The following is an 11,563-nucleotide window of genomic DNA, read 5'->3' as shown; positions in this document are numbered from 1 at the left end:
ACTGCGGTCTCGTCCGGGTCCACGGGCGGCACGTGGACCCGGTCGACCGCGCGGAAGCGGTGCAGCGCCGCGACCGGCGCCGCGTGCAGGGCGTCACCCCGGACGCTCGCGACCACCCGCACGGTGCCGCCCGCGACGAGGCGTTCGAGGAGCGCCCCGGACGCGTCGTCCAGCCAGTTGAGGTCGTCCACCCCGACCACCACGCCCCGGCCCGCCGCGACCTCGCGCAGCCGGCGCTCGACGTCGCGAAAGACGTCGGCGACGCTCGCGTCCGACGGCTGGGGCAGCCGGCTGGCGAGCACGCCGAACGGCACTCCGCGCCAGCCCGGAGTGGCGGTGACCCGGAGCACGACATGTTGCCGTCGCAGCGCCTCAGCCAGCACCTCCTCCAGCAGCCGGCTCTTGCCCACCCCCGGATCGCCGGTGAGCAGGTCGCCCCAACCCGCCGACGCGGTGAGCGCTTCGACCGCCCGGTCACGCTCGCGCGCCCGGCCGACGAACGGCCATCCGGCGTCCCCGTCGACGAAACCCCCTGATGCAGCCACGGAACCCCTTCAAACCGGCCGGGTGCCCGCCCCGGGCCCGGTCGCCATCTCCGTCCTCGATCCGCTCGCTCGGCCGGACCGTGTGTGCGCGGCGGTCTGGGTGGCGCGGCCCCACCCTCACACACCCCCGCCCGGTGGCGCCGTCAGCTTCCAGACATGCCTGCACACCTGACGCCCCGACCGCGCGGTTCGGTTGTCGTCCGCGTGACACCACCGGCCCGGGATGAGGTAGCGGCTACTCATGTGCCGGCACCCCCGTGGCCCGCACGCTGGTTTCTGCAAGCGACCGCCGGACAGGCCGACGGTCGTCGCGAAAGGAGCCACGAATGTCCATCACCGACATCGTCAGCAGCTGGAAGGACGAGTACCGCCGCGCCGCCTCGCCCGAGGCCGTCGAGACCCACCCGGCCGGTCTGGTCGAGCTGGACCGCGACCAGTTGGAGACCGTGGCCGGCGGCGCCGCCGCGACCACCGGCCACACCACGGCGTGCTGCCACTGCGTCTGCTGATCTTTCGAACCCTCGGGTCCGCACGGGGTCCGGGCCTGGCCCGGACCCCGTCGTTCCGCCCACCCCACCGTCACGGGAGCCCCGCATGTCCGAACACCCGCACCGCGCCGCCGACGACCCGAGTGTCCGCGTCGAGCAGCGCCTCCTGGCCGCGCTGAGCATCGCCGAACGGCTGGCCGCGCCCGTGCCGACGGCCTCGCTGCCCGGCGAGCGGTCGCGGTGGCGGCTGTCGCGGTGGCGCACCGCCGGCGCGTTCACCGACGACGAGGACTGGCGACGCCGGCTGGCGGCCGAGGGCATCGACGAGCAGATGCTTCTCGCTCTGCTCGACGAGACGCCCGAGCTGCTCGCCGCACGTCTTGACGGGACGCCAGCATGGATCGACGAACTGCTCGCCTGCTACGCGCGAGCGGCGGACGGGGAGATCGACCCCGACCTGCTGCCCGGCCGCCCGCTCGACGCCTGCCTCGTCCTGGTGGCGCCCCTGGTCGCACAGGCCCGCGCCCGGGTGGCACGTCAGGCTCGTCACCTCGCCGAGGACGCTGTGCCGCTGCCGGCCGACGCGGACCGGCTGGGACTGACCGGCCTGCTCGACGAACTGGTCGTGCTCCTCAGCCGGGCCGTCGTCCTGGAACTCAACATCGACCGGCTGCGCGGCACGTCGTCCGGGGCGACGCCGCAGGAGCGCTTCGTGGCGTTCTTCGGCCGGTACCGCGCCCCCGAGGCCGCCCTGGACCTGCTGGCCGACTACCCGGTCCTGGCCCGGCAGGCGTACGAGCTGACCCGCGCCTGGGCCGAGCGCACCGTCGAGTTCCTGCACCGGCTCCGCGCCGACGCGCCGACGCTCGCGGCGACCTTGCACTCCGGGGCCCCGCTCGGTCGCCTGGTCGAGGTCCAGGAGACCGGCGACCCCCACCGCGACGGCCGCCGGGTGCTGGTGGCGACGTTCGACAGTGGGCTGCGGCTGGTCTACAAGCCCCGCCCGGTTGCCGTCGAGGCCCGGTTCCAGCACCTGCTGGCCTGGCTCAACGACCGCGGCGCCGACCTGCACACCTTCACCGTGCTGCCGCGCGGCGAGTACGGCTGGGCCGCGTACGTCGACACCCGCGCGCCCGCCACGCCGGCCGGACAGCGCCGCTACGCCCACCGGTTCGGCGCCCTGCTGGCCCTGTTGCAGGCCATCGGCGCCACCGACTGCCACCAGGAGAACGTGGTCGCCCACGGTGAGCATCCGGTCCTGATCGACCTGGAAACCGTGTTCACTCCGGCGGTCGCCCGGTCCACGAGCGCCCGGGGCGGGGACGCGATCGCCGACTCGGTGCTCGCGGTCGGCCTGCTGCCTCGCGCCGACGAGGCCGCCGGACCGGTCGGCGACGGCTGCAGCTGCTCGGCGTGGCAGGACGAGGGGACCGACGAGATGCGGCTGTGCGCTCCCGGTCACCACCACGACGAGCCGGGCCGGCAGGACCCCGCCACCGCCGGCGCGGCGATCGACGTCGCCGCGCACCTGCCGCGGGTGGTGCAGGGGTTCGAGTCGATGACGCACCTCCTCGCCGCCGTCCGAGACGACCTGCTGGCCCCGCACGGGCCGCTCACCGCGTTCGCCGCCGACGAGATCCGCGTCGTGCTCCGCCCCACCCGCACGTACCTGCGGCTGCGCGACGCGGCGCTGCACACCGACGCGCTGCAGGACGGCCTCGACACCGAGCGGCTGTACGACTGGCTCTGGTCGGGGGTCGCGGACCTGCCGCTGCTGGCGGCCACCGTCGCGTCGGAGCGCGCCGACCTGGCACGCCGCGACGTGCCGATGTTCACCACCCGGGTGGACTCTCGTGACCTCTGGAGCAGCCGGGGCCAACGACTGCCGGGCCTGCTGGCCCGGTCCGGACTCGACGAGGCGCGTCGCCGGCTGGCCCGGCTCGGTCCGGCCGACCTGGCCCGGCAGCGCTGGCTGATCGAGGCCGCCTTCGCCGCCCGGGTGGACGGCACCGACGCGCCCCACGCGCGGGTGCGCTGGCGGCTGGCGGATCTGGCACCGGCGTTGACGCCCGCCCCGGCGGCCTACCTGGCCGCCGCGGCCGAGGTGGCGGACGTGGTGGCCGGTCTCGCCTGCCCCGGTGCCGAGCCGACCTGGTTCGGCCTCACGCCCTCGGCCGCCGACCCGGGCCGGTGGGCGCCGACGCCGCTCGGCCCGCACCTCTACGACGGCATCGCGGGCGTGGCGCTCTTTCTGGCCCACGCCGGCCGACTCACCGGTGAACGGCGATTCACCGACCTCGCCGGCCGGGCGGCTGCCGGGCTGGCGGCCCGCGTCCTCGACCAGCGGATTCCCGGCGACCGGATCGGCGCGTTCACCGGCTGGTCGGGCCTGCTCTACACCTTCGGGCACCTCGGGGCGCTGTGGCGGACCGACCGGTACGCGCCGGTGGTCGACGTGGCGTTGGCGCGGATCGTCGGGCTGGCCGCCGGCGAGCAGGCCCTCGACCTGGTCGACGGGTACGCCGGCGCCGTCCTCGCCGTCTCCGGCGCGGGTCTGGACCCCGACCGGGTCGAGCCCGCCCTGCGCGCGGCCGCCGGACGACTTCGCGCCGCCGCCGAGCACTACCCGCACCCGGCCCGTGGGGCCGCCGGCGACCTCCTCGGCGGGCTGTCGCACGGCTCCGCCGGCATCGCCGCCGCGCTGGCCCGCGCCGGGCAGGTGACCGGCGATCCCGCCTACACCGACGCGGCGGCCCGCGTGCTCGCGTACGACCGCAGCCTGTTTCGCCCTGAGCTGGCGAACTGGGCTGACCTGCGCCGGCCGGGGCAGAGCACGGTGACCTGGTGCCACGGCGCCCCCGGGGTGGGGCTGTCGCGGCTGCTGCTGCGCGACGCCCTCGGCCCCGACGAGGCGCTGGACGCGGAGATCGGCACGGCCGTCCGGACGACGCTCGCCACCGGCTTCGGTCGTAACCACTCGCTGTGCCACGGCGACCTCGGCAACCTCGACCTGCTGCTGACGGCCGCCCCCCAGCAGGCGGCGGCGCCCGCGGCGGCGGTGCTGCGCGACGGCCTCAGCGGTGGCTGGCGCTGCGCCAACCCGACAGCGCTCGCCACGCCGGAGCTGATGACCGGCCTGTCGGGGATCGGGCTCGCCCTGCTGCGGCTCGCCGCACCCGAACGGGTGCCGTCGGTTCTCCTGCTGGCGCCACCGGCGGACGCGCGCACCGGCGCGCTCGGCGTTCGGAGGCGACAGTGGGCCGCCTGACCAGCATCCCGGCGTGGTGGCGCCGGCAGCGGGTGCCGCTGGTGATGCAGATGACCGACACCGACTGCGGAGCCGCGTGTCTGGCCATGGTCGCCCGCCGGCACGGCGTACGCGCCTCGCTGGCGCGGGTGCGCGACGGGCTCGACGTCGGCCGCGACGGCGTCACCGCGCGGGCGCTGCTGACCGCGTCCTCCCGGTTCGGGTTGCGGGGCCGCGCGTTCCGCGCCGACGCCGCCCAGGTCGGGGAGCTGCCCCTGCCGGCCGTCGCCCACTGGGAGGACGCCCACTTCGTCGTGGTGGAGCACGTCGGCGTGCGGGGTGTCCGGCTCGTCGACCCGGCGCTCGGGCGTCGGCTGCTCAGCGCCGCCGAGTTCGCCGCCGGCTTCAGCGGCACGGTGCTGACCTTCACCCCCGACCCCGCGGCCGTGCCCGAGCCAGCCGTCTCCCGGCCCGGTCCGGTGGCCCGCTGGCGGCGCGCGCACCCGCTGCTGCGGCCCTTCCTGCCCCGGCTGGGCGCGGCGTTCGGCGTCTCCCTGGTGCTCCAGACCCTGGGACTGGCCCTGCCCCTGGCCACGACGGTTGCCTTCGACCAGATCATGCCGGCCCGGGAGACCGGCCTCATGCCGTACCTGGCGTTGGGCATCGGGGCGCTGGTGCTCACCCAGTTCGGCGTGGCCTACCTGCGCTCCCGGCTCCTGGTCACGTTGCAGGCCAGGGTGGACGCCGCGCTCATGACCCGGCTGTTCGGGCACCTGCTGCGGCTGCCGTACGCGTTCTTCCAGCAGCGGGCCAGCGGCGACCTGATGCAGCGGCTGTCCAGCAGCATCCTGCTGCGCGAACTGGTCACCACCCAGGTCCTGACGGCGGTGATCGACGGTGTGCTGGTGATCGCGTACTTCGGGGTGCTGGTGGCCAGGGACCTCACCTTCGCCGGGCTCGCCGCCGCGATCGGTGTCGTCCAGGTGGCCGCCGTCGCGCTGGTCAACGGCCGACTGCTGCGGCTGAGCCAGCGGCACCTCACCGTGCAGGCCGACGCGGAGAGCGCGTTGATGGAGGCGCTGTCGGGCATCGCGACGGTCAAGTCGATGGGCGCCGAGCGGCAGGTGTACGACGGTTGGCTGCGCCGCTACACCACCGCGCTGGACGCCGACATCGCCCAGAACCGGCTCTCGGCCACGGTCGCCAACATCACCGCGAGCGTCCAACTCGCCGGGCCGCTGGCGCTGCTGTGGCTCGGCACCGGTCGGCTCTTCGAGGGCGCCGGCCTCGGTGCGACCTTGGGCCTGCAGGCGTTGGCGCTGTCCGCGCTCACCCCGTTGGCCTCGCTGGTGAGCAGCGCGCAGGTGCTCCAGTCGGTCGTGTCGCACCTGCAACGCCTGCGGGACGTCTTCGCCGCCCAGCCGGAGCCCGCCGGGGACCCCGACCTGCCCGCGCCCCGCCTCACCGGCCGGATCAGCGTCCGCGACCTGAGCTTCCGCTACGACGGTGGCGCGGCGCCGGTGCTGCGGGAGATCTCCTTCGACGTCGCACCGGGGGAGAAGGTCGCCGTGGTGGGGCCGTCGGGCAGTGGCAAGAGCACCCTGGCCATGCTGCTGACCGGCCTCTACCGGCCCACCGGCGGGGAGATCCTGTTCGACGGGGTGCCCCTGTCGCGCATCGACCCGACCGCTCTGCGCCGCCAGTTCGGGGTGGTGTTGCAGGAGAGCTACCTGTTCCGCGACTCCATTCGGCGCAACATCAGCCTGGTGCATCCGGGTGCCGGCATGCCGGCGATCCGGGCGGCCGCCGAGGCCGCCGCGATCGACGAGGACATCGCGGCGATGCCGATGGGCTACGACACCCAGGTCGCCGAGCGGGGCCAGGCGCTCTCCGGTGGGCAGCGGCAGCGGCTGTCCATCGCGCGGGCCCTGGCGGGGCAGCCCGCCGTGCTCCTGCTGGACGAGGCGACCAGCCACCTCGACGTGGCCACCGAGCGGCGCGTCGACGAGGCGATCTCGGCGATGCGCTGCACCCGGATCGTGGTGGCCCACCGGCTGAGCACCGTCCGTAACGCCGACCAGATTCTCGTCGTCGCCGGTGGCCGGCTCGTGGAGCGCGGACGGCACGACGAGCTGCTGCGTGCCGGGGGCGTGTACGCCGACCTGGTCCGCTGCCAGTTGACCGACGACGAACCCGCCCACGCAGGAGGCGACGCATGGATACCAGTACCGTGACCGAGGCGCCGCAGCGCCCTGTCGTCTCCGCCGACGACCCGGGGCCGTTCCCGGCGCGGCGGATCCTCGTCGCCGCCTGCGGATCCGCGGACGTGCTGACGCTGCCTCAGTCGATCATGGTGATGCGCCACGCGTTGGGACTCGACGTGCGGGTCGTGCTCACTCCCGCCGCTGCCCGCTTCGTCCCGGCTGCTTCGTTCGCCCTCCTGACCGGACGCCCGGCGCTGACCGACGAGGAGGCGACGACCGACGTCGCGCACCTGACCCTGACCGGGTGGGCCGATCTGGTGCTCGTCATGCCCGCCACCGCCAACACCCTGGCCAAGGCGGCCCTGGGAATCGCCGACACCCTGGTCGCCACCTGCGTGCTGGCCGCCGCCGCTCCCGTCGTGCTGGTGCCGTCGATGAACGCCGCGATGTGGCAGCGCCCCGCCGTGCAGCGCAACGTGGCGCGTTTGCGCGCCGACGGGTACGGCGTGGTGCCGCCCGTTCCCGTGCTCGCGCTGAGCACCGGCACCCTCGCGGGCCGGGGGATGCCACCGGTGGAGGCGGTGCTGGAGTGGACCGCCGCCCACCTGCGAGCGGAGGGAGCGGGCCGTGGCTGAGGCACGCTCCGGGTACGGGCCGAGAATCGCCGCGGCGGCCACCGCGCTCGGCGCCGTCCTGCTCGTGGTGGCGGCCACCCCGTTCCTGCGCGCGTACGCCGACCCGGGCACCCACCGACCGGCCGCCGCGATCGGGGTCGACGCCGACCGGGCCGGCTGCGATCCGGAGCTGACCGACCGGATCAGTGGCGCCGGCCTCCACGTCGGCCCGGGGACCGCCGAGCCGTACGTCACCCGCGTCCGGTACGACCTGGTCCCACCGTCGTCCGGGCCGCACTTCGTGGTGCCCGCCCCGACCGTGCGCCGGTTCTATGTCACCCGTGACCGCCCGCCGATCGAGACACTGGTCCACAACCTGGAACACGGCTACACCGTGCTGTGGTACGTCGAACCGCTCGCCCCCGACCAGATCGAGGCACTGCGGGCGCTGGCCCGGACGTTCGGCGACGACCGCTACGGCGGCAGGTTCGTGGTCGCGCCGTGGGACCTCGACTACGGGGCGTTCCCGGCCGGCCGGCCGCTGGCCCTGTCGCACTGGGGAGCGCAGGCCGGGTACCGGCAGTTCTGCGCCGCGGTCAGCGGCGCGGCCGTGCAGCGGTTCGTCCTGGCGCACCCGCCGCGCGACGCTCCCGAGCCGACCGGCATGTGACGCCGCCGACGGCGCGACGGTGCTGCCCGGCTCTGACCGCTGCACGCGACGGCGGCCGGTCACCTCGGGGTGGCCGACCGCTGTCGTCGTGGCGCGTCAGCCGGCTGCGGCCGTGCCGTAGAACGCGCTCGGACCGCCGGCGAGGGATGCCTTCACGTGGGCGCTCCACTCGTCGGCGAGGACCTCGAGTCGGCCGGCCTCGATGCCGTCGAGGGCGGCGTGGACGACGTCGGCGGGGTCCATCTTGTCGCCGTCGTAGTCGGCCATCATGTCGGTGTCGGCGGCGCCCAGGTGCAGTCCGGTCACCAGCGTGCCCTGCGCGGCCAGTTCGAGCCGGACGCCGTTGGTCAGGCTCCACTCGGCCGCCTTGGCGGCGCTGTAGGCGTTCGCCCCGTCGTAGGAGAACCACGACAACGCCGACAGGACGTTGAGGATGGCGCCGCCGCCGTTGGCACCCAGGACCGGGGCGAACGCGCGCACCATGTCGAGGGTGCCGTAGAAGTGCGTGTCCATCTCGGATCGGACCATGCGCAGGTCGCCGGTGACGAGGTTGGTCCGGGTGGTGATTCCGGCGTTGTTGACGAGCAGGGTCACGTCGGAGGCGACCGCTGCGGCGTCCCGCACCGCCTGCGGGTCGGTGATGTCCAGGCGGAGCCTCTCGACGCCGGGGATGTCGATCTGTTCGGGGTCGCGGGCCGTGGCGTACACCTTCGTCGCGCCGCGTTCGAGGAGTTGCCGGGTGAAGTGCCGGCCGATGCCACGGTTGGCGCCGGTCACCAGCGCGATCGAGCCTGAGATCCGCATGATGCCCTCTGCTTGGGTTGGACGAGGATTCGTACGCGACCTACGCTAAAACCTGACGTGGACGTGAGAGACAAGGTTGTGTGGCGGCTGTCACCGCCGTGGGGGAGGGGTCGTGCGGATCGGAGAACTGGCCGCCAGCACGGGTGTGTCGGTGCGCGCCCTGCGCTACTACGAGGAGCAGTCGCTGCTGATCCCCGAACGCAGCGGCGGCGGCCAGCGCCACTACGACGAGAAGGCGCTCGACCGCGTCCAGCTCATCCAGACGCTGTACGCCGCGGGTCTGTCCAGCAGGACGATCCTGGATCTGCTGCCCTGCGTCGACGCGAAGGTCAACACCCCGCAGTCCCGTGCCCTGCTGAACGCCGAACGCGACCGCCTCACCCGACAGATCGACCAACTCGTCCAGGTCCGGGACCGACTCGACGCGGTGATCAGCTCCAGCGAGAGCCCGGCCAGCGGCTGCGCCTATGCGGACGCCGCCCTGCGGTGATCGCCCCCGTGCTCCCCTGGGGGCCGCTCAGCGCGCCCCGACGACGGACTGTCGCACGATCGTGGGCGGGGCGCCGGGAGCGAGGTCGGGGATGCCGTAGCGCTGGTCGAGCACCTGCATCGCGGCGCCGGCGGCGATGACGTCCGCGCCCAGGCTGGACAGGGTCACCGTCGGCGTCAGCCAGTCCGCGCGCGGCACGTCCGTGCGGACGGCCCGCTCGACCGCGGCGCGGTAGACCTCCGCGTGGCGCAGCAGATCCGCGCCGGCCAGCACCACGTGGGCGAGGTCGAGGGTCTGGAGCAGGTTGACGACGCCGACGGCGAGGACGCGGGCCGCGCGGGAGACGTCTCCCGCCTCGGTGGCGCGCAGGTGGACGACCTCCAGGCAGCCGTGGCGTCCGCAGACGCAGCGGGGCCCGTCCAGGTCGACGACAGTGTGCCCGAACTCGCCGGCGTTGGTGTGCGCGCCCCGGTGGGCGGCCCCGCCCAGCCGGAAGCCAGCGCCGATGCCGGATTCGACCATGATGAGCGCCGCGTCGCCGAACGTCGCGCCGTGCCGCCACGCCTCGGCGGTGATCCCGGCGGTCACGTCCTTGTCGAGGTGCACCGGCAGGCCCAGGTGCGCCTCGGCCAGCTCACGCAGCGGTACGTCGTGCCAGTGCCGCAGGCCGTGCGCGTCCCGGACCAGCCCGTGCGCGTGGTCGAGTGGGCCGATCATGCCGATGCCCACGCCGGTCAGCCGGCTCCGCAGCTCGGTGCCGGCGGTGATCGCGTCGATGCCGACCCGCAGGACGTCGAGGAGCTGCTCGGGGGTGAAGTCGCCGGGCAGAGGGCTGACCGTGGAGTGGTGCACGGTGCCGGCCAGGTCGACCAGGACCAGTCGCAGTGTGCGTCGGGCGACGTGCGCGCCGATCGCGTACCGGCTGTCGGGGACCAGCTCGTAGACGACCGCCGGCTTGCCGATGCCGGGGCGGCGGACGCCGGCGGAACGGATCAGCCCGTCGGCGGTCAGGCGGGCGATGACCTTGGAGACCGCCTGCGGCGTCAGCCCGGTGGCGTCGACGACCGTCGACCGCTCGAACGTCCGCGCGGTGCGCCCCACGGCCATGACGAGCGCCTGGTTGTATCCGCGCAGGAACGTCACGTCGGCTGTGGTGCGCGTCATCTCACCAGCCTATTACGCAACGCTGTTGCTAAATTCGCTCGGTGAACGGACTGAGCAGAAATCAGCGCCTGGCGGCGTTGGCGGCCCTGGCCCTGGGCGGCGTCGCGGTCGGACTGACGGAGTTCGTGGCGATGGGTCTGCTGCCCGAGATGGCACGCGGCCTGCTCCCGCAGGAGTACGCCCGATCGTCGTCGAACGCGGTCGCCCAGGCCGGGTGGATGATCACCGCGTACGCGCTGGGCGTGGTCGTGGGCGCCCCGCTGATCGCCGCGCTCAGCGCGCGCCTGCCGCGCCGCAAACTCGTCCTCGGGCTGCTCGTCCTCTTCGCCGTCGGCACGATCGCGTCCGCCACGGCCCCGACGTTCGAACTGGTGCTGGTGGCGCGGTTCGTCGCCGCGCTGCCGCACGGCGCGTACTTCGGCGCAGCTGGCCTGCTCGCGGCGACCCTGATGGGCCCCGGCAACGAGGCCCGGGGCTTCGCCACCGTGCTCGGTGGGCTGACCGTGAGCAACGTGGTGGGCGTACCGCTGATCACCCGGCTCGGGCAGGCGGTCGGCTGGCGTGCGGCGTACCTGGTGATCGCCGGGGTTTTCCTGCTCACGCTGCTGGCGGTGCTGGCGGTCGTCCCGGAGGTCGCCGCGGCGGCGGACGGTTCGCCGGCCGCCGAACTGCGCTCCCTGCGGACCCCGCAGGTCTGGCTGGTCGCGGCCACCGGGGCGATCGGCTTCGCCGGGTTCTTCGCGGTCGACTCCTACATCGCGCCGGTCACCACCGACGTCGCCGGCCTCTCCGCCGCGACCGTGCCGTGGGCGCTGGTCGCGGTGGGTCTCGGCATGACCGTCGGCAACGCCCTGGGCGGCTGGCTCGCCGACCGGGACCTCCGCCGCAGCATGATGATCGGCTTCGTCGCCATGATCGTCAGCATCGGTGTGTTCAGCCTCGTCGCGTCGAACCGCGTGGGCCTGTTCGTGGGCGCGTTCCTGGTCGGCGCGACGAGCCTCTACCTCGGTCCGGTCCTGCAGGCACGCCTGATCACTGTCGCCCCCGGCGCCCAACTGATGGGCGCGGCGCTCAACCAGTCGGCCATGAACATCGCCAACAGCCTGGGCGCGGCCCTGGGCAGCGTCGCCATCGCCGCCGGGCTCGGCTACCTCGCGCCGGCCCGGGTGGGCCTGGTCCTGGCCGTCGTCGGGCTGGGCCTGGGAATCGTCAGTTTCACCGTCGGACGTCGCCGCGACCGGGAACCGGCCGGGGGGGGGGCGGGGGCGCGCCCCCGCCGCGCGGCCGCGGGGCGGCGCACGCGCGGGGGCGGCCCGCCCCCGCCCCGGCGGCGGGGC

At 74.5% G+C, this 11,563-nt stretch carries 10 protein-coding genes; 7 read left to right on the top strand and 3 right to left on the bottom strand.

Annotated elements, in window-relative coordinates; genetic code table 11:
- Positions 1 to 545: ATP-binding protein (locus ABZU46_RS28245; protein ID WP_354862488.1), on the bottom strand; the 545-nt coding region annotated here is incomplete at its 3' end.
- 326 nt (positions 546 to 871) lie between these two features.
- Between ABZU46_RS28245 and ABZU46_RS28240 the strand changes: the two genes are divergently transcribed.
- The 5 genes from ABZU46_RS28240 to ABZU46_RS28220 all read left to right on the top strand — a co-directional run bounded on the left by ABZU46_RS28240 (position 872) and on the right by ABZU46_RS28220 (position 7,768).
- Positions 872 to 1,054, top strand: coding sequence for a mersacidin/lichenicidin family type 2 lantibiotic (locus ABZU46_RS28240; RefSeq protein WP_234581741.1), 183 nt, complete (start codon positions 872 to 874; stop codon positions 1,052 to 1,054).
- A gap of 85 nt (positions 1,055 to 1,139) precedes the next feature.
- Positions 1,140 to 4,301: a type 2 lanthipeptide synthetase LanM family protein gene (locus tag ABZU46_RS28235; RefSeq protein ID WP_354862486.1), complete on the top strand. Its 3,162-nt coding sequence runs from the start codon at positions 1,140 to 1,142 to the stop codon at positions 4,299 to 4,301.
- On the top strand, positions 4,289 to 6,514 hold the full coding sequence (locus tag ABZU46_RS28230; protein ID WP_354862484.1) for a peptidase domain-containing ABC transporter: 2,226 nt from the start codon (positions 4,289 to 4,291) through the stop codon (positions 6,512 to 6,514). The genes ABZU46_RS28235 and ABZU46_RS28230 overlap by 13 nt, the downstream gene beginning before the upstream one ends.
- On the top strand, positions 6,496 to 7,119 hold the full coding sequence (locus ABZU46_RS28225) for a flavoprotein (protein WP_354862482.1): 624 nt from the start codon (positions 6,496 to 6,498) through the stop codon (positions 7,117 to 7,119). Before ABZU46_RS28230 ends, ABZU46_RS28225 begins: the two co-directional genes overlap by 19 nt.
- A complete protein-coding gene (locus tag ABZU46_RS28220; protein ID WP_354862480.1) occupies positions 7,112 to 7,768 on the top strand; it encodes a DUF3105 domain-containing protein in 657 nt (218 codons plus the stop codon). Before ABZU46_RS28225 ends, ABZU46_RS28220 begins: the two co-directional genes overlap by 8 nt.
- 96 nt (positions 7,769 to 7,864) lie before the next feature.
- Here ABZU46_RS28220 and ABZU46_RS28215 read toward each other — a convergent pair whose 3' ends face one another.
- Entirely contained in the window at positions 7,865 to 8,572 is a 708-nt protein-coding gene (locus ABZU46_RS28215; RefSeq protein ID WP_354862478.1) for an SDR family oxidoreductase, read from the bottom strand.
- Between the two features lie 112 nt (positions 8,573 to 8,684).
- Between ABZU46_RS28215 and ABZU46_RS28210 the strand changes: the two genes are divergently transcribed.
- Positions 8,685 to 9,062 (top strand): MerR family transcriptional regulator, encoded by a 378-nt coding sequence (locus ABZU46_RS28210; RefSeq protein ID WP_354862476.1) that lies wholly within the window; start codon positions 8,685 to 8,687, stop codon positions 9,060 to 9,062.
- Positions 9,063 to 9,089: 27 nt separating this feature from the next.
- On the opposite strand, the gene ABZU46_RS28205 is transcribed toward ABZU46_RS28210, so the two are convergent.
- Positions 9,090 to 10,226 (bottom strand): ROK family protein, encoded by a 1,137-nt coding sequence (locus tag ABZU46_RS28205; RefSeq protein WP_354862474.1) that lies wholly within the window; start codon positions 10,224 to 10,226, stop codon positions 9,090 to 9,092.
- Positions 10,227 to 10,267: 41 nt separating this feature from the next.
- Between ABZU46_RS28205 and ABZU46_RS28200 the strand changes: the two genes are divergently transcribed.
- Positions 10,268 to 11,563, top strand: a 1,296-nt coding sequence (locus ABZU46_RS28200) for an MFS transporter (protein ID WP_354862473.1), incomplete at its 3' end; no start/stop codon positions are given.

The sequence above is a fragment of the Micromonospora sp. NPDC005197 genome (assembly GCF_040608295.1).
Classification (GTDB): Bacteria; Actinomycetota; Actinomycetes; order Mycobacteriales; family Micromonosporaceae; genus Micromonospora.
This window is presented reverse-complemented; position numbering and strand designations above follow the sequence as displayed.